General features: G+C 59.7%; 10 protein-coding genes and 1 pseudogene. 7 read left to right on the top strand and 4 right to left on the bottom strand.

Translation table 11 applies throughout. The features are described 5' to 3' along the window. Window position 1 precedes the first annotated feature (1 nt). From JFU47_RS04680 to JFU47_RS04665, 4 genes and pseudogenes are all read left to right on the top strand, one after another. A complete protein-coding gene (locus JFU47_RS04680; protein ID WP_201181387.1) occupies window positions 2-1,366 on the top strand; it encodes a TolC family outer membrane protein in 1,365 nt (454 codons plus the stop codon). A 134-nt stretch (window positions 1,367-1,500) separates the two neighbouring features. Next, window positions 1,501-4,458, top strand: coding sequence for an autotransporter serine peptidase EprS (eprS, locus tag JFU47_RS04675; protein ID WP_201181385.1), 2,958 nt, complete (start codon window positions 1,501-1,503; stop codon window positions 4,456-4,458). 222 nt (window positions 4,459-4,680) lie between these two features. Beyond that, window positions 4,681-7,728 (top strand): autotransporter serine protease, encoded by a 3,048-nt coding sequence (locus JFU47_RS04670; protein ID WP_201181377.1) that lies wholly within the window; start codon window positions 4,681-4,683, stop codon window positions 7,726-7,728. Window positions 7,729-7,912: 184 nt separating this feature from the next. Next, window positions 7,913-9,765, top strand: a pseudogene (locus tag JFU47_RS04665) (polyurethane esterase). Between the two features lie 131 nt (window positions 9,766-9,896). Here JFU47_RS04665 and JFU47_RS04660 read toward each other — a convergent pair. Beyond that, window positions 9,897-10,121, bottom strand: coding sequence for a YgdI/YgdR family lipoprotein (locus JFU47_RS04660; RefSeq protein ID WP_201181370.1), 225 nt, complete (start codon window positions 10,119-10,121; stop codon window positions 9,897-9,899). 207 nt (window positions 10,122-10,328) lie between these two features. Between JFU47_RS04660 and JFU47_RS04655 the strand changes: the two genes are divergently transcribed. From JFU47_RS04655 to JFU47_RS04645, 3 genes are all read left to right on the top strand, one after another. After that, window positions 10,329-11,996: a VRR-NUC domain-containing protein gene (locus JFU47_RS04655; protein ID WP_201181367.1), complete on the top strand. Its 1,668-nt coding sequence runs from the start codon at window positions 10,329-10,331 to the stop codon at window positions 11,994-11,996. Then, a complete protein-coding gene (locus JFU47_RS04650) occupies window positions 11,993-14,272 on the top strand; it encodes an ATP-dependent DNA helicase (RefSeq protein ID WP_201181365.1) in 2,280 nt (759 codons plus the stop codon). Before JFU47_RS04655 ends, JFU47_RS04650 begins: the two co-directional genes overlap by 4 nt. A 229-nt stretch (window positions 14,273-14,501) precedes the next feature. Next, on the top strand, window positions 14,502-16,421 hold the full coding sequence (locus JFU47_RS04645; RefSeq protein WP_201181363.1) for a hybrid sensor histidine kinase/response regulator: 1,920 nt from the start codon (window positions 14,502-14,504) through the stop codon (window positions 16,419-16,421). A 10-nt stretch (window positions 16,422-16,431) separates the two neighbouring features. Here the strand turns inward: JFU47_RS04645 and JFU47_RS04640 are convergent, their stop codons facing one another. From JFU47_RS04640 to JFU47_RS04630, 3 genes are all read right to left on the bottom strand, one after another. Next, entirely contained in the window at window positions 16,432-16,677 is a 246-nt protein-coding gene (locus tag JFU47_RS04640; RefSeq protein WP_201181361.1) for a hypothetical protein, read from the bottom strand. 949 nt (window positions 16,678-17,626) lie between these two features. Then, window positions 17,627-18,103: a hemerythrin domain-containing protein gene (locus tag JFU47_RS04635; RefSeq protein ID WP_140682811.1), complete on the bottom strand. Its 477-nt coding sequence runs from the start codon at window positions 18,101-18,103 to the stop codon at window positions 17,627-17,629. 257 nt (window positions 18,104-18,360) lie between these two features. Further along, window positions 18,361-18,657, bottom strand: a complete 297-nt coding sequence (locus JFU47_RS04630) for a hypothetical protein (RefSeq protein ID WP_123364436.1) — start codon at window positions 18,655-18,657, stop codon at window positions 18,361-18,363. Between the last annotated feature and the right edge of the window lie 181 nt (window positions 18,658-18,838).

The following is an 18,838-nucleotide window of genomic DNA, read 5'->3' as shown; positions in this document are numbered from 1 at the left end:
GATGTTCCGCTGTATGAATAAGCTTTCCATGCTCGCAGCGACCCTGGCGTTGCTGACCTGCAACAGTGTGCTGGCGATGGGACCGTTCGACATCTACGAACAGGCATTGCGCAATGATCCGGTGTTTCTCGGCGCCATCAAGGAACGCGATGCTGGCCTTGAAAACCGCGCCATTGGCCGCGCCGGGCTGTTGCCCAGGATCGGTTACAACTACAACAAGGGGCGCAACTCCTCCAAGGTCACCTATCTCAATGAGCGCGGGCAAAACCAGAGCGATGACCGCAACTACAGCAGTTACGGCTCGACCCTGACCCTGCAACAACCGCTGCTCGACTACGAGGCTTACGCGTCGTACCGCAAAGGCGTGGCGCAATCGTTGTTTGCCGACGAAGCCTTTCGCGGCAAGAGCCAGGAATTACTCGTTCGGGTGCTGGAGAATTACACCCAGGCGCTGTTCGCTCAGGATCAGATCGACATCGCGCAGGCCAAGAAAAAGGCTTTCGAGCAACAGTTCCAGCAGAACGAACACATGTTCCGACAGGGCGAGGGCACGCGTACCGACATCCTTGAGGCCGAGTCCCGCTATGAACTGGCCACGGCCGAGGAAATCGAAGCCCGTGATGAGCAGGACGCGTCGTTACGAGAGCTGGGCGCGCTGATTGGCGTGCCGGCGATCAACATCGGGGATTTGGCGCCGCTGGATCAGAGTTTCCAGACGTTCACCCTGCAGCCGGCCAATTACGACACCTGGCACGAGATGGCCGTGGCCAACAACCCGAATCTGGCTTCGCAGCGCCATGCCGTGGAAGTCGCGCGTTATGAAGTCGAACGCAACCGCGCCGGACACCTGCCCAAAGTCAGTGCCTACGCCTCGGTGCGCCAGAACGAGTCGGAAAGCGGCAACACCTACAACCAGCGTTACGACACCAACACCATCGGCATCGAAGTCAACGTGCCGCTGTATGCGGGCGGCGGGGTCTCGGCCTCGACTCGCCAGGCCAGCCGCACCATGGAGCAGGCTGAGTACGAACTGGACGGCAAGACTCGGGAAACGTTGATTGAACTGCGTCGCCAGTTCAGCGCCTGCCTGTCGGGCGTGAACAAGTTGCGGGCTTATCAGAAAGCCCTGAAGTCTGCCGAAGCGCTGGTGGTTTCGACCAAGCAAAGCATTTTGGGCGGTGAGCGCGTCAACCTCGACGCATTGAACGCAGAACAACAACTATTTACCACCCGCCGCGATCTGGCACAGGCACGCTACGACTACTTGATGGCCTGGACCAAGTTGCATTACTACGCCGGGACGTTGAATGAGCAGGATTTGGCCAAGGTTGACGAGGCGTTCGGCCAAGGCCCAAGAACGCAATAAATGCCCTCTGTAGGAGCTGTCGAGTGAAACGAGGCTGCGATCTTTTGATCTTCAACGCTCTTAAGAACACTAAAAGATCGCAGCCTCGTTTCACTCGACAGCTCCACAAAAAACAAAAAAAGCGAGAAGTGAACATGGACGTACAGATCAAGCCGATGTCGGTCGGCACGCTATTACTCCTGGTGTCAGCAATGCCCGGCTCGGTGCAAGCCGCTTACCTGGAAACCGGCACACCCGGTGATGCCGCCAGCTGGCGTTCGACCGAGTTCCAGCGCGACTGGGGACTCGCCCGTATGCAAGCCGATCAAGCCTATGCCGCCGGGATCACCGGCAAAGGCGTGAAAATCGGCGAGCTCGATTCAGGCTTCGATGCTGCCCATCCCGAATTCGCCACCGACCGTTACCACGCGGTGACAGCCAGCGGCAGTTACGTTGACGGCTCCCAGTTCAATGTCGACGGCACGCTCAACGCCAACAACGACTCCCATGGCACGCACGTCGCCGGCACCATCGGCGCTTCCCGCGATGGCTCGGGCATGCACGGCGTGGCCTACAACGCGCAGGTCTACGTCGGCAACACCAACAAGAACGACAGCTTCCTGTTCGGCCCCAATCCTGATCCACGCTACTTCAAAGCGGTCTATAACGCGTTGGCGGATGCCGGTGTGCGAGCGATCAACAACAGCTGGGGCAGCCAGCCGCCGGATGTCAGCTATCGGACCCTCGACGATCTGCATGCCGCCTACGCCCAGCACTGGAACAAAGGCACCTGGCTCGATGAGGCAGCAGACGTTTCCCGGCGCGGTGTGATCAACGTGTTCAGTGCCGGTAACAGCGGTTACCCCAACGCCAGCGTGCGCTCAGCCTTGCCGTATTTTGAACCGGACCTGGAAGGCCACTGGCTGGCGGTGTCGGGGCTGGATCAAGGCAATCAACAGAAATACAACCAGTGCGGGATCGCCAAGTATTGGTGCATCACCACCCCCGGCGCGAAGATCGACAGCACCATTCCCGGCGCAGGCTATGCGATCAAGTCCGGCACCTCCATGTCCGCGCCGCATGCCACCGGTGCCTTGGCGTTGGTGATGGAGCGCTACCCGTATATGACCAACCAGCAGGCGCTGGAAACCCTGCTGACCACCGCCACCCAACTCGACGGTTCGATCACCGAGGCGCCCAATACCCGCGTTGGCTGGGGCGTGGCCAACCTCGAACGGGCGATGCGCGGGCCGGGGCAATTACTCGGGCGTTTCGACGCCAATCTGGGGGCAGGGCAGAGCGATGTCTGGAGCAACAACATCACCGACAAGGCGCTGATTCAGCGTCAGAGCGAAGACGCGGCGGAACACAGTGCCTGGCAACAGACACTGAAGACCAAAGGTTGGGAGAACGGTGTGCCGGTCGGTGCCAGCCAGCAGGATCAGACCGACTATGCGGTGGGCATGGCACGCAATCTCGCCGCCTCCACTCGGGTCTACGAAGGCAGCCTGATCAAGTCTGGTGCCGGACGCCTGATGCTGACCGGCGACAATACCTGGCGCGGGGCGACCACGGTGAATGGCGGTCTGCTGTCGGTCAACGGGTCGTTGGCATCAACTGTGACCGTCAATGACAGCGGCACGCTGGGTGGGTCGGGACGCATCGGCGCACTGACCGCCAACCGCGGCGCTACGGTTGCACCCGGCAATTCCATTGGCACCTTGCAGGTCAGCGGCGACGTCACGTTTGCGCCGGGTTCGACCTACGCGGTGGAGCTATCGCCGACCGAGAGTGACCGGATCGTCGCGGGCGGCACGGCCACGGTCAGCGGCGCGACTGTCAGCCTGTCACTGGAAAACAGCCCGACCTTGCTCAGCACTCAACAAGTGCAAAGCCTGCTCGGTCATCAGTACAACATCCTGCAAGCGGCCGGCGGCGTTCAAGGTCAGTTCGGCGCGGTGCTGCCCAACTACCTGTTCATCGGCGGCAGCCTCGATTACGCCGCCACCGGTATTCAATTGAGTGTCGAGCGCAACGACACGACCTTCGCCAGCGTCGGCCAAACGGCGAACCAGCGCGCCGTAGCTTCCGTCGTTGAAGGGCAGGGGGCGGGCAATCCGGTTTACGAAAGCCTGCTGCTGTCACCCTCCGCGACGACCGCCCAACAGGCGTTTCAGCAGTTGTCGGGGGAAATCTATCCGGCGCTGGGTTCGGTACTGATCAACGACAGCCGCTACCTGCGTGATGCGGTTGGCGAGCGACTGATTGACGCCCAAGGCACTCAAAGCAATGGCTGGGTCAAGGCGCTGGGCGCCTGGGGCAAGACCGATGAGCGCCATGACACTGCCGGTTACACCACCTCGATTGGCGGCTTGCTCGCCGGTGTCGACGGGGCGCTCGATGAGCAAACCCGGATCGGCCTGGTCACCGGCTATAGCGACAGCTCGGTGAGCATGGGCTCCGGCACTCACTCATCGGCCAAGGTCGACAGCTATCACCTGGGTGCATATGCCGGCCGCGAGCTGGGTGCCTGGCGTCTGAGTGCCGGCGGTGCCTACAGCTGGCATCGGGCCGACGTCAAACGTGACCTGCAATACGGCGACGTCAGCGCCAAACAGAAAGCCAAGGTCGATGCCGGGACCACCCAAGTGTTCGGTGAAGCGGCATATCGCCTGAACCTGCAACCTGTGGCGCTCGAACCCTTCGCGAACCTGGCCTACGTGCACCTCGACACCGAAGGTTTCACCGAGAAAGGTGACGCCGCCGCACTGAAAAGCAGTGGCGACACGCGTGACGCGGTGCTCAGCACGTTGGGCGTGCGCGCATTGAAAACCGTGAACCTGTCTGGCCAGCAGAAACTGGACCTGAGCGGCAGCCTCGGTTGGCAGCACAACCTGAGCCCTACCGATTCCGAAGAGCACCTGGCGTTTGCCGGCGGCAGCACTGCATTTTCCGTGGAGAGTTCGCCAATGGTGCGTGATGCGGCGCTGGTGGGCGCGCATGCCAGCCTGGCCCTGAGCCGGGACATCCGCTTGAACCTCGATTACACCGGCCAACTGGCCAGCCGCGAGAAAAGCCATGGCGTAGGGCTGAGCCTTAACTGGCAGTTTTAACCCGAACCCTTGTAGCAGCTGGCGCAGCCTGCGTCCGGCTGCGAAGCAGTCGCAAAATCAGACTCTGCGGTCCGTCAGATACACCGTGCATGCAGGGTTTACGACTGCTTCGCAGCCGGACGCAGGCTGCGCCAGCTGCTACAGGGGGCGTGCTTCACAAATAGAAATAGGTGCTTTTCAAGGCACCAGGATTTTGGCAACACAACTAAGGACGGTAGCTGGATGAATAACAAGCACAACAACCTTGCCTTGCTCTGCGCATTGGCCACCCTCGGTACCGCGCAAGCGGCGCCTTACGTGGAAAACGGTAGAGCGGGCGATCCCAACAGTTGGCGCAGCACTGAATTCAATGCCGATTGGGGGCTGGGAGCGGTCAACGCACAAGAGGCCTACGCCGCCGGTTACACCGGCAAAGGCGTGAAACTGGGGATCTTCGACCAACCGGTCTACGCCGCGCATCCGGAGTTTTCCGGACCCGACAAAGTGATCACTCTGGTCACCAGCGGCATCCGCGAATACACCGACCCGTACATCCCGGTCAAAGCGGGAGATGCCTTTCGCTACGACGGTTCGCCCTCGATCGGTTCCAACGGCAAGCTGGGTGCCCACGGCACCCACGTTGGCGGGATCGCTGCCGGCACTCGTGATGGCGGCCCGATGCATGGCGTGGCGTTTGGCGCGCAGATCATCAGTGCGGACAACGGCGATCCGGGCCCGGAGGACGGCATCATTCGCGGCAACGACGGCGCGGTCTACAAGGCCGGTTGGGATGCCTTGATCGCCAGCGGCGCGCGGATCATCAACAACAGTTGGGGCATCGGCATCACCGATCGCTTCGACCTCGGCGGACGCAACCCCGACTACCCGCATTTCACCGTGCAAGACGCGCAATTGCAGTTCAACGAGATCCGTCCGTTGCTCGGGACCAAACCGGGCGGAGCCTACGACGGCGCCATCGCGGCGGCCCGCAGCGGTATCGTGACGATCTTCGCGGCCGGCAACGACTACAACCTCAACAACCCGGACGCCATCGCGGGCCTGGGCTATTTCGTCCCGGACATCGCGCCGAACTGGGTGACCGTGGCGGCGTTGCAGAAAAACCCGGACCTCAACAGCCCGGACCTCTACAACATCAGCACCTTCTCATCACGCTGCGGTTACACCGCTAGCTTTTGCGTGTCCGCACCGGGCAGCAAGATCTACAGCTCGATCATCAGCGGTACCAACGCCGACAACCTGACCACCGGTTACGCCAACTACAATGGCACCTCGATGGCGGCGCCGCATGTCGCCGGTTCCATGGCTGTGTTGATGGAACGCTTCCCGTACATGACCGGCGCCCAGGTCGCCAGCGTGTTGCGCACCACGGCCACCGACCTCGGTGCGCCGGGTGTCGATTCGCTGTACGGCTGGGGCATGATCAACCTGCGCAAAGGCATCGATGGCCCGGCGATGTTGGTCACCGAGCAAGACATTCCCGAGGAGTTCCGCATCCAGGGTGCCTACGGTTCGAGCCAGTTTGTCGCGGACTTGCCGGGGATCGGCGCGATTATCGACGCGGGCAAACCGACCGAACGCGTGTGCAATGACGTGCACTGCGGCCTCGACACGTGGCGCAATGACATTTCCGGCCATGGTGGCCTGACCAAGCAGGGCATCGGCACGCTGGTGCTGACCGGCGCCAACACCTACGCCGGCCCGACGCTGGTTAATCAGGGCCGCTTGGCAATTAACGGCTCGCTGCTCTCGGCGGTCACGGTCAACGACAGCGGGATCCTCGGTGGTAATGGCCGCATCGGCGCATTGACCGCGAAAAGCGGTGGCACCGTAGCGCCAGGCAACTCCATTGGCACCTTGCAAGTGGCGGGCGACGTGATCTTTGAGCCTGGCTCGACCTACGCCGTTGAGTTGTCGCCGACCAGCAGCGACCAGATCGTGGCGGGCGGTAAAGCCGTGATCGACGGCGCTACCGTCAGCCTGTCCCTGGAAAACAGTCCGACTTTGCTGACCACCAGCGAAGTGAAATCCTTGCTCGGCAACCAATACAACATTCTGCAAGCGGCCGGCGGGATCGAAGGGCGTTTCGGCGCCGTGCTACCGGATTACCTGTTCATCGGAGGCACACTCGGCTACTCGGCCAATGGCATCCAACTGGCGGTAGAGCGCAACGCAACGTCCTTCGCCAGCGTCGGCCAAACCCCGAATCAACGCGCCGTCGCCGCGGCCGCCGAGCAACTGGGCGCCGGCAATCCGCTCTATGAAACCTTGCTGCTTTCGCCGACCGCCGCCGTCGCGCAACAAGCCTTCCAGCAACTGTCGGGTGAGATTCACCCGGCGATCGGCACGCTGCTGATCAACGACAGCCGTTACCTGCGCGATGCCGTCGGCGAACGCCTGCGCGAGCGTGATCTGTTCAACGCTGCGGCACCCACCGATGACCGTAGCAACGCCTGGGTCAAAGTCCTTGGCGCCTGGGGCAAGAGCGATGGCGGGCATGACAACGCCAGTTCCAATAGCTCCATCGGCGGCTTGCTGGCCGGTGTCGACGGTCTGATCACTGAAGATACGCGGCTGGGTTTCGTGACCGGTTACAGCGACAGTTCGTTGAGCATGGGCGATGGCACGCATTCGTCAGCCTCCGTCGATAGCTACCACTTGGGCGCCTATGTGGGCCATGAAATTGATGCGCTTCGTCTGAGCGTCGGTGGCGCTTACAGCTGGCATCGCATTGACGTGAAGCGTGACCTGCAATTCGGCGACGTCAGCGGCAAACAGAAATCCAAACGCGATGCGACAACTGCACAACTGTTTACCGAAGCGGCGTATCGCCTGGACCTGCAACCGCTGGCGCTGGAACCGTTCGCCAACCTGGCTTACGTGCACCTCAACAGCGACAGCTTTACCGAGAAAGGTGATGCCGCGGCGCTCAAGGGTGGCGAAGACAACCGCGACGCCGTGCTCTCGACCCTCGGCCTGCGGGCGAGCAAAGCGATTGCCCTGTCGGACAAACAGCAGCTGGAACTGTCCGGCACGCTGGGCTGGCAGCACAACCTGAGCAACACCCGTTCCGAAGACCATCTTGCCTTCGCCAACGGCAATACCGCGTTCAGCGTACAGAGCGTTTCCCTGGATCGTAACGCCGCCGTTGTGGGGGCGCGGGCCGGTTTGGCGGTGGCGCAGGACGTTCGTTTGAGCCTGGATTACAACGGACTGCTCGGCTCGCGCGAGAAAGACCACGGTGTGGGTCTGACGCTTGACTGGCAGTTCTGATTTAACGCAAAGGAAACAAGTCACTGCCGACGCCCGGTTGGGCGCCGGACTGGATAACCTGTCGGCTTCAGGCATTACGTTTGCCTAAAGGCTGCATGCACTAAATGCTCCGGGGCGCCTCGTGATCGGGCGTCCTGGTTGTGAGCTATCTCTGACAATTCCAACAAAGAGAGAGGCAATACCAATGGGTGTGTACGACTACAAAAACTTCGGTACAGCCGATTCCAAAGCGTTATTTACCGACGCGATGGCGATCACGCTGTATTCCTACCACAACCTGGATAACGGCTTTGCCACCGGCTATCAGCACAACGGCTTCGGCCTTGGCTTGCCGGCGACACTGGTGAGCGCACTGATCGGTGGCACCGACTCCCAGGGCGTCATTCCCGGAATCCCATGGAACCCCGATTCGGAAAAAGCCGCACTGGACGCGGTGCAGAAAGCCGGCTGGACGCCGATCACCGCCACGCAACTGGGCTATGACGGCAAGGTCGATGCACGCGGAACGTTCTTCGGCGAGAAAGCCGGGTACACCAGCGCTCAGGTGGAAATCCTCGGCAAGTACGACGCGCAGGGTCATCTCAGCGAAATCGGTATCGCCTTTCGCGGCACCAGCGGCCCACGAGAAAGCCAGATCAGCGACTCCATCGGCGATGTGATCAATGATCTGCTGGCGGCGTTGGGGCCCAAGGATTATGCGAAAAACTACGTCGGCGAAGCTTTCGGTAATCTGCTCAACGACGTTGCGGCCTTTGCCCGGGCCAATGGCCTGTCGGGCAAGGACGTGCTGGTCAGCGGTCATAGCCTCGGCGGGCTGGCGGTCAACAGCCTGGCGGATTTGAGCAACGACAAGTGGGCCGGGTTCTACCAGGATTCCAACTACATCGCCTACGCCTCGCCGACCCAAAGCAGCACCGATAAAGTGCTGAACGTCGGTTACGAGAACGACCCGGTGTTCCGCGCCCTCGACGGCTCGTCGTTCAACCTGTCGTCGGTGGGCGTGCACGATGCCGCCAAGGTGTCGGCGACCGATAACATCGTCAGCTTCAACGACCACTACGCTTCGACAGCGTGGAATGTGCTGCCGTTTTCCATCCTTAACATTCCGACCTGGATCTCGCACTTGCCCACCGCCTATGGCGACGGCATGAACCGGGTGATCGAGTCGACGTTCTACGACCTCACCAGCAAAGACTCAACGATCATCGTCGCCAATCTGTCGGACCCGGCGCGCGCCAACACGTGGGTTCAGGATCTGAATCGCAACGCTGAAACCCATAAGGGCAGCACCTTCATCATTGGCAGTGACGGCAACGATCTGATCCAGGGTGGCCGGGGCAACGACTATCTGGAAGGCCGCGATGGCAACGATACCTTCCGCGACAGTGGGGGTTACAACATCCTGTTGGGCGGCAAGGGCAACAACGTGCTGGACATGCAGCAGTCGGTGAAAAACTTCGACTTCGCCAATGACGGCGCGGGTAACCTGTACATCCGCGACGCCAATGGCGGCATCAGCATGACCCGCGACATCGGCAGCCTTGTGACCAAGGAGTCGGGGTTTCTGTGGGGGCTGTTCAAGGATGACGTGACCCACAACGTCACCGCCGACGGCCTTAAGGCGGGCAACAACCTGACCCAGTACGCGTCAACAATGAAGGGCGGGACCGGTGCCGATACGCTCACGGCTCACGCGGGTGGCGATTGGTTGTTTGGACTGGACGGCAACGATCATTTGATCGGCAGCAACGGTAACGACGTGTTTGTTGGCGGGGCGGGCAATGACGTGTTGGAGTCGGGGGCGGGATCGATACGTTCCTGTTTAGCGGCGCGTTTGGTCAGGACCGGGTGGTTGGCTACCAGGCCAGCGACAAACTGGTGTTTCTCGGGGTTCAGGGTGTGACGCCGAACGACGACTATCGGGCGCATGCCACGACGGTAGGGCACGACACTGTACTGACGTTTGGGGGGGATTCGGTGACGTTGGTCGGGGTTGGGCTGGATAGCCTGTCGGGCTCAGGGATTGTTATTGCCTAGTTGATGCAGCGTTTGTAAGGGCCTCATCGCGAGCAGGCTCGCTCCCACAGGGGATTTGTGAACGCCACAGATCCAATGTGGGAGCGAGCAGGCTCCGGGCGGCGTTCCGACGAAGAACGATAACTCGGTACTCAGTCTTCCCGCCGAATCGTGGTTACTTCATCGGCCCTGACCTTCACTTTCGCCCCGGAAATATCTTCGAACTCGAAGAAGCCGTCCTTGGTCTTGGTTTTCGGCATGTCCTTGGTCAAATACTGGGTGCCGTTCTGCAGCGTCACAACCGTTGGCGTCGAGCAACCGGCCAGGGCCAGGAAGGCCGCTAACGCCAGGGGTAAGCCCAGAGTCTTGATATTCATAACCACCTCTCATCCTTCAAAAAAACAGCGCGACTGCCACGAACGAAATCAATCGTCACTGCACCTCTAACGCGGTTAGGTGCGGTGGATCGGCAGAAAGTTCATAAACGCCCGAAAAATTACCGAATAACGCCGCCGCTTATCCTTTTCCGTTTGCCCGGGCAGGGCGTAGCTGGTATCTGTACGCATAACCAGTACTCGCTTGCCATGGCCTTTTTTCCTGTGACTGCAAATCCGCTCGACGATCCTTTCTACTACTTGAACAACTTCATGCAAGTGCTTGATTGGCTTGAGCTTCGCTATGCCGATGTGCTGAGTGTCGAAGAGCAACACTTCATCCGCGAGTTCAAGCGGTTGCCCCGTGAGCCCAGGGCGTTGCTGGTCAGGATGGTGATGCGCAAGGGAATTCACTTCCGGGCGAGCAAGCTGCATTACCTCGAGATCGGCGACATCGCCATTGCCGCCAGCCCGTTACTGGCGCTGGGCTGGATCAATGAGCAATCGCCGCTGTCGATCGAAACGCTGTTCGAGGTGCTGCTCAAGGCGGAAATTCTCCAGTGTTTTGGCGCCACCATCGATCAACCCAAAGGAAAAAAGACCGATTGGCTGCCCGCGCTGAGCGAACAGTTTCCTCAGGCTCATAGCTTCGGCCAATGGTGCCCGTCGCTGGATGATCGATTGTTCAGCCTGACCATCATGGGCCTGTGCGATCGGCTGCGCTTGATGTTTTTCGGCAATCTTTACCAGGACTGGTCCGAGTTCGTACTGGCTGACCTGGGCATCTTTACCTATGAAAAAGTCGAGTTCTGCGCCGATTCCCGAGGCCTGCGCAGCCGCGACGACGTGGACGCCTGCCTCTTTCTCCATGAGTGTCAGCAGCATTTCGAGGCCGGCGAAGCAGTGGAAGACATTGTCGTGCAGATCAAAGGGCTGGCGCTGAGCAATCCCTGGCTGCAAAGACGTCGCGGCAAACTGTTGTTCCAGATTGGTCAGCACTGCGAGCGCATAGCGGATTTCTCTACCGCACTGACGATCTACCGCGAGTGTGCCTATCCCGGCGCGCGCCTGCGGTTGATTCGCGTGTTGGAGCGCTGCGGTGAATACCAGCTGGCCATGGACCTCGCCGTTGCGGTGGAGCAATCGCCGGAAAATGCCGCCGAGCAGCAACAATTGCTGCGTGTACTGCCCAGGCTGCGGCGCAAGCTGGGCGGTCCGGTGATAAAGCGCTCGTCCCCACGGGAGATGCTGCGCCTGGACCTGCAACTGCCCAGAACCGACCCGGCATTGTCCGTGGAGTCTTACGTTCAGGCGCATTTGGCGGAAGATTCGGCGCCGGTGCATTACGTCGAAAACAGCCTGATCAACTCACTGTTCGGTCTGCTGTGCTGGCCGGCGATTTTCGCGCCGTTGCCGGGGGCGTTTTTCCACCCGTTCCAGCGAGGGCCGGTGGATCTGCTCAATGAGGACTTTCACGCACGCCGCGCGGAGCTGTTCCAGGGTTGCCTGTCTGAACTCGATGACGGGCGTTACCGCCAGACGATTCTTGAACGCTATGCCAGCAAGTGGGGTGTGCAGTCGCCCTTCGTGTTCTGGGGTGTGCTGAGCGAAGAATTGCTGGATCAGGCACTTGATTGCCTGCCGGCCGAACACCTCAAGCACTGGTTCAATCGACTGCTGTTGGACATCAAGGCCAATCGCGCCGGCATGCCGGACCTGATCCAGTTTTGGCCGCAGGACAAAACCTACCGGATGATCGAAGTCAAAGGTCCCGGTGATCGCCTGCAAGACAATCAATTGCGCTGGCTCGAGTTCTGCCATGAGCACCAGATGCCGATTGCCGTCTGCTATGTGCAATGGGCGGAGCAAAGCGCTTGAGTTACAGCATCGCGGTGCGGGCGCTGTGTGAATTCACCGCCAAGGTCGGTGACCTCGACCTGCGCTTTACACCTTCGCCGACGGCGCTGGAAGGGATTGTCGGGCACCGTACGGTGGCGTCCCGGCGCAGCGAGGGCTACCAGAGTGAAGTCGCGCTTGAAGGCTTGTATCAAACGTTGAAGGTAAAGGGCCGGGCCGACGGCTATGACCCCGCGCAAAATTGCCTGGAAGAAGTCAAAACCTATCGCGGCGACTTGAGCAAGCAACCGGCCAACCACCGTCAGTTGCACTGGGCGCAGGCGAAGATTTACGGCTGGTTGATGTGCCAGAAACTGGAGTTGGCGCAGATCAATCTGGCCCTGGTGTACTTCAACATCGTCAATGAAAAGGAAACCTGCCTGGTCGAGGCTTTCAGCGCCGCGCAACTTCGGCTGTTCTTCGAAGAACATTGCGCCTTGTTCCTGCATTGGGCCGAACAGGAAATGGCTCATCGCGAAGGGCGTAATCGGGCGGCGCAACAACTGGCGTTTCCCCATGCTGACTTTCGACCCGGGCAACGCCATCTGGCGGAATCGGTGTTCAAGGCGGTCAGCACCGGTCGTTGCTTGATGGCCCAAGCACCCACGGGGATCGGCAAGACCGTCGGCACGCTGTTCCCGATGCTCAAGGCACTGGCGCCGCAGCAACTGGACAAGGTGTTCTTCCTCACGGCGAAAACCCCGGGGCGCAAACTGGCGCTGGACGCCGCGCAAGTGATCCTCGACAGCGCCGACGCGCCACCCTTGCGGGTGCTCGAAATGATCGCCCGGGACAAGGCTTGCGAGCATCCGGACAAAGCCTGTCACGGTGAATCCTGCCCGCTGGCCCAGGGGTTTTATGATCGTTTGCCCGCCGCTCGCCAGGCAGCCAGCAAATTGTCCCTGCTGAACCAGAACGCTTTGCGCGAGGTTGCCCTGCAACACGACGTCTGTCCCTACTACCTGAGCCAGGAAATGGCCCGCTGGGCAGACGTGGTGGTCGCCGATTACAACTACTATTTCGATTTCAGCGCGCTGCTGTTCGGGCTGGCCCAGGCCAATAACTGGAAAGTCGCGGTGCTGGTGGACGAAGCGCACAACCTGGTGGAGCGTGGCCGGCAGATGTACAGCGCCAGCCTCGACCAATCGACCCTCAACGGTGTACGAAAAACCGCGCCAGAGGCGTTGAAAAAATCCTTGCAACGGGTCAACCGTGAGTGGAATGCCTTGCATAACCTGCAACTCGGCGCCTATCAGGCCTATGACAAGGCGCCGGAAAAACTGCTCCAGGCGTTGTCATCGTGCAGCGCGAGCATCGGCGATTACCTGAACGATCATCCGCAAGGCCTGGACGGGGCGTTACAGAACTTCTATTTCGACATGCTGCAATTTTGCCGGGTGGCCGAGCTCTTTGATGAACAGTTCCTGTTCGACATCAGCAAGCGCGACCTCGACCGCCAACGCAACCTGTCGCAGCTGTGCCTGCGCAATGTGGTGCCCGCCGGCTTCATCCGCCCACGCTTGACGGCTGCACGCAGCACCGTGCTGTTTTCCGCGACCCTGAGCCCTCGCCACTACTATGCCGATCTGTTGGGCACGCCGGCGAACACGGTGTGGATAGACGTTGAATCGCCATTTCACGCCGATCAGCTGCAAGTGCACATCGTCAGCCAGATCTCCACGCGGTTCGTCCATCGCCAGTCATCCCTCGCTCCAATCGTCGAGCTGATCGCCCAGCAGTTCAGCCAACGTCCCGGCAACTACCTGGCGTTTTTCAGCAGCTTTGATTATTTGCAGCAAGTGGCGCAGTTGCTGGCCCAGAGGCATCCCGACATCAATCTGTGGTCGCAGTCCCGGGGCATGGGGGAAGGGCAGCGACAGGACTTTCTCGATCAGTTCACCGCCGAGAGTCAGGGCGTCGGTTTTGCGGTGTTGGGCGGGGCTTTTGGCGAAGGCATCGACTTGCCGGGCGCGCGGCTGATCGGAGCGTTTATCGCCACCCTCGGACTGGCGCAACTCAACCCGGTCAACGAGCAGTTGAAACAGCGCATGGCAGCAATATTCGGCGCCGGTTATGACTACACCTACCTGTTTCCCGGTGTGCAGAAAGTGGTGCAGGCAGCGGGGAGGGTGATCCGCACCCAGCAGGATCAAGGGGTGGTGATGTTGATTGATGACCGGTTTGGCGACAGCAAGGTCAAGCAGTTGCTGCCGCGCTGGTGGTCAATTGCTCCGAGGATTTTGCACGCTATCGAGTAGGATTTGCGGACCTTGATTGCCCAGAGCACCTACTCCAAAGGTGCCACCTGGCACTGCTCAAGACGGCGACTCATGCCTCGCCTGTTCCGAAATTCGTCTACAACGATCTGTACGCCTACATCGTCAAACACGTGAATCGATAACACGTACGACGAGAGTCGTTTATCTGGCTTTCCAATTTTGTGGTTTGCCGCATACTCCAGAAAAACTACAGTGCCGTGAGGAATCAATGAGCGAGGGTCGAGGCAAAGCCAGCGCCATCGACGACAGCCGTTTTCGACTATTGATCGATGCTGTCGTGGATTACGCGATCTACATGATTGATCCCGATGGAATCATCACCAGCTGGAACGCTGGCGCCAGGCGTTTCAAGGGCTATGAAGAAGCGGAAATACTCGGCCAGCACTTTTCGCGTTTCTATACCGAAGCAGATCGCCTTGCCGGGTTGCCCCAGCGAGCGCTGGACACGGCGATTCGGGAAGGGCGTTTCGAGGGCGAAGGCTGGCGGGTTCGCAAGGACGGTACGCATTTCTGGTCCCACGTAGTGATCGATCCTATTCTCGACCCGTCGGGCAAGTTGCTCGGGTTTGCCAAGATTACCCGCGACCTGACCGACCGGAAGATGGCCGAAGAAGTCCTCAAGCAAAGCGAACAACAGTTCCGCTTGCTGGTTCAAAGCGTCACTGACTACGCCATCTACATGCTCGCCTCGGATGGCCGCGTGACCAACTGGAATCCCGGGGCTCAGCGCATCAAGGGCTATTTGCCCGAAGAAGTCATCGGCAAGCACTTTTCGATGTTTTACACCCCGGAAGACCGCGAGGCCGGCGAACCGCAACGGACCCTGGACATTGCGGTACGTGAAGGGCGATTCGAAAACAAAGGCTGGCGCGTGCGCAAGGACGGTACGCGGTTCCTTGCCAATGTCGTGGTCGATCCGATTTGGGGCGAAACCGGCACCTTGCTCGGTTTCGCCAAGATCACCCGTGATATCACCGAAGCCACACGAGCCCAGCAAACGCTGGAGCAAACCCGCGAAGCGCTGTTTCAGGCGCAGAAGATGCAGGCCATCGGCCAACTCAGCGGTGGCATTGCTCACGACTTCAACAATTTGCTGACTGTCATCCTCGGCAATCTGGAAATCGTCCGCAAACGCGTGGGGGACGATCCGAAAATTACCCGATTGGTGGACAACGCCACTCAGGGCGCCTTGCGGGGCGTCTCTCTGACCCAGCGCATGCTGGCTTTTGCCAGACGTCAGGAACTCAAAGCCGAACCCGTCGAGATCCCGACGCTGGTGCAAGGCATCATCGGGCTGTTGCGCAGCTCGCTCGGGCCTTCTGTGGTACTCGAAACCCGCTTTTCACCAGAGCTCGAGCCGGTCATGGCGGATGTCAATCAGCTTGAGCTGGCGGTGTTGAACCTGGTGACCAACGCCCGTGATGCAATGCCCCATGGCGGGAAAATTGTCATCAGTGCCAAGACCGAAGAAACCTGGGATCAACCGCAGTTATCCCTGCTGTCAGGCCGGTATGTCTGCCTGAGTGTCAGCGATACGGGGGAGGGTATGGATGAAACCACGCTCGGTTCGGCAATGGACCCGTTCTTCACCACAAAAGGCGTTGGCAAAGGCACGGGGCTGGGACTTTCGATGGTGCATGGTTACATCGAGCAGTTGGGCGGACGATTCGTCCTCAAGAGCCAGAAGGACATAGGCACCATCGCCGAACTGTGGATACCCATCGCCACGACCGGTTTGGTTACCAAGCCCGTTACCGAGGAGGCCGCACCGCCGGTGCACCGTCTATGCGTGTTGGTGGTGGACGACGACAGCCTGGTATTGACCAGTACCTGCCTGTTACTCGAGGACCTGGGGCATCGGGTGATCAGTGCGACGTCCGGGGCGCAAGCGCTGGAGGTATTCGACACTGAATCAGCGATTGACCTGGTCATCACTGACATGGCCATGCCACAGATGAATGGCGCGCAACTGGCGCAGGCTATCCGAACCATGAAGCCGGACCTGCCTATCATCCTTGCCACCGGTTACGCCGAGCGCCTGGAAGGTTTCGCAACCAGACTTCCGCGCCTGTCCAAACCCTTTACCCAACTCAATCTGGTGGAAATCATCGCCTCGACCATGAAATGAGAAAGCGAGCTCAATGTTCGGCCGCTGCTCCCGCGTTCTTCTTGAAACCACGCACGTTCATGGCGCACAGGCAAAACTGCAACACGATCAGTGCATAGGCCTGGGTGTGGTAACCCCACGTCACCCATAAAACATTGCTGACGATAAAACAGACAAAGCCCGAGACCCTGCGCCTGGGGCTTTGCGAACCGATCAACCACGCCGCCAGCACCGTAACCAGCATCGCTGGCCATTGCACCCAATCGAGATAGTCCATCGCAGACCCTCCCTTGTATTGTCATTCCAGCTTTACGAGTGGCGTGAACCGAACAACCAAAAAGGCCCGGCATATGCCGTAATACTGTTCACTTTAGCTCCGTGTTTCCAGGCACACACATGCGTAGCGAGGGGGCGGTGGATCAAGAGCGTGGCGGCCGACCTGTGTTTTGTTTTTTGTGTACATATCCGTTTCTGCGGTGATGGCTGCTGGCGGTTTCGCTCTTACAGCGAGTCACTTGGAAGAGCCCCAAGTAACCAAGGGCTTTTGCCCCGTTCGTTCGGTGCCTCGCCCAGGCTCGGCATGCCCTCGCTCCGGTCCTGCTCCGTGGGCCCGCCGCCATCGGCCATCCATGGCCGGGGGCGGCTAACCCGGCATCCATGCCGGGTTGCCCACTGCGCAGAACCTCCACTCGGCCTCTCGAGGGGGCGTACACCGCAAAAGCAACAGCGAGGCGGCCTACCGGCCGGCCTGTTTCCTCAACGCCTGCGCGTATTGATCGTTCCCACACGCAGCAAAGGAATGCTTCCCGTGACGCTCCGCGTCACCCCTGCGCAGGGCTTGAGCCTTGTGTCGACAGCGGAACGCGGAGCGTCCCCGGCGGCATTCCTTTGCTGCGTGTGGGAACGATCAGTGGGTACCGGGAGCTGTTGATCTTGCTTTGGCTTTTGATTTTGATCTGCCTGCCCCTTTCCCAGAGGCCGAACGCAGGTATTGCGCAGGGGGCACCGCGGCAAGGATGCCGCGGTAGCCGCCCCCGGCCATGGATGGCCGATGGCGGCGGGCCCCCGGAGCAATGCCGGAGTGAGGGCATGCCGAGCCTGGGCGAGGCACCGAATGGCGGGGTAAGAGCCCTTGGTTACTTGGGGCTTTTCCAAGTGACTCGCTGTAAAAGCGAAACCGCCAGCAGCCATCACCGCAGAAACGGATATGTACCCCCGACCTTACATCAAGCCGCCAGATTGGCTGCACTCATTTCTTTCTTGTACTGGGCTTTCAAGCTTTCCATTTGCGCCCCCAGCTCTTCCAGCGTGGCTTTGCCCAACAGCTTCTTGGCCTGAGGGAACATCTCGGTTTCCTCTTCTTCAATGTGATGTTCCAGCAGTTCCTTGACCACTTTCACCCGACCGGCAAATTCCGGGGTGGACGGGTCGGTGACTTTCAGGTCCGGCAGCACTAGCGAATCAACGGTGCGATGTTCTTCCTTGGCTTCGTAATACATGACGTCCTGCTCCTTGCCCCCGGCTTTCTTGTACGCCGGGTACAAGACTTCCTCTTCGAGACGGGTGTGGATGGCGATCTCCATTTCCAGTTTGGCCAGCAACTCGCCGCGTTTTTTAATCCCACGCTCGGTGGATTCGCTTAGCTGGGTCAGGATACCTTTTACGCGTCCATGGTCGGCTTTCAACAGGTCTATGGCGTTCATGGTTGAGTCTCTCCAACGAGTCAGGGGTGAGCGCGAACGGTCTCAAGGCCGAAAGTCGCTCATTGTCCTTGAGCATTTGTCGTGCCGGATTGCCGGTGCGATAACGTGCTTATAAAACAATAAGTTGAAGAGATTGATGGCGAACTGAGGTCATGCAGCCTGCATGAGTCCGGAAATGGACTCATGCAGTTCGCAGTGGAGCATTGATGTTCCAGAAATAAAAAGCCCGGCGACTGTGCCGGGCTTCAGGTTCAGGTTCAGGCTCTGGGTTCGGTCTGCTGGAGCAAACGATGGGCGTTTTGCGTGGATGTCGAGACAGGTGGGAAATCTTCGTTGAGCAGCCGCAAGTGCTCGATCGCTTCCTCGAACTTCAAATCGGCCTTCCTGCGCATGGCTTGATAGCGATCAAACAGTTCCACATCCATGTCGGTAACCTCGAGTAACGCCCAAGCGCTACGGCTAAGCGCCTGGGCCTCTTCAAACATCTGATGATTACGTTCCAGGGCGAATGCCCGGCAGGCTTTGATTTCATCGGAGGTGGAATAGTGAATCATGACCAGCACCTGATTTTCTCGAGGTTCTTTGATAGGTATCGACGCCGCAGGGGAACCGAACCCGGCATGTCCCACCGTGCAAAAGCCGGGCGGGGTTAGAGTTGTGACTGATCGGATCGCAAAAGAATTTCAAATTTATGAATGTGAAAATTCGATAATTCCGACCCTGAACGCGCAGACC

The organism is Pseudomonas sp. TH39(2020) (genome assembly GCF_016650715.1).
Classification (GTDB): Bacteria; Pseudomonadota; Gammaproteobacteria; order Pseudomonadales; family Pseudomonadaceae; genus Aquipseudomonas; species Aquipseudomonas mandelii_C.
The sequence above is the reverse complement of the archived record's forward strand: the minus strand, read 5'-3'. Positions and strand labels throughout refer to the sequence as shown.

Coding starts and splice junctions, on each gene's coding strand:
- JFU47_RS04680 (WP_201181387.1), top strand. CDS start 2: ATGTTCCGCTGTATGAATAAGCTTTCCATGCTCGCAGCGACCCTGGCG.
- eprS (WP_201181385.1), top strand. CDS start 1,501: ATGGACGTACAGATCAAGCCGATGTCGGTCGGCACGCTATTACTCCTG.
- JFU47_RS04670 (WP_201181377.1), top strand. CDS start 4,681: ATGAATAACAAGCACAACAACCTTGCCTTGCTCTGCGCATTGGCCACC.
- JFU47_RS04660 (WP_201181370.1), bottom strand. CDS start 10,121: ATGAATATCAAGACTCTGGGCTTACCCCTGGCGTTAGCGGCCTTCCTG.
- JFU47_RS04655 (WP_201181367.1), top strand. CDS start 10,329: ATGGCCTTTTTTCCTGTGACTGCAAATCCGCTCGACGATCCTTTCTAC.
- JFU47_RS04645 (WP_201181363.1), top strand. CDS start 14,502: ATGAGCGAGGGTCGAGGCAAAGCCAGCGCCATCGACGACAGCCGTTTT.
- JFU47_RS04640 (WP_201181361.1), bottom strand. CDS start 16,677: ATGGACTATCTCGATTGGGTGCAATGGCCAGCGATGCTGGTTACGGTG.
- JFU47_RS04635 (WP_140682811.1), bottom strand. CDS start 18,103: ATGAACGCCATAGACCTGTTGAAAGCCGACCATGGACGCGTAAAAGGT.
- JFU47_RS04630 (WP_123364436.1), bottom strand. CDS start 18,657: ATGATTCACTATTCCACCTCCGATGAAATCAAAGCCTGCCGGGCATTC.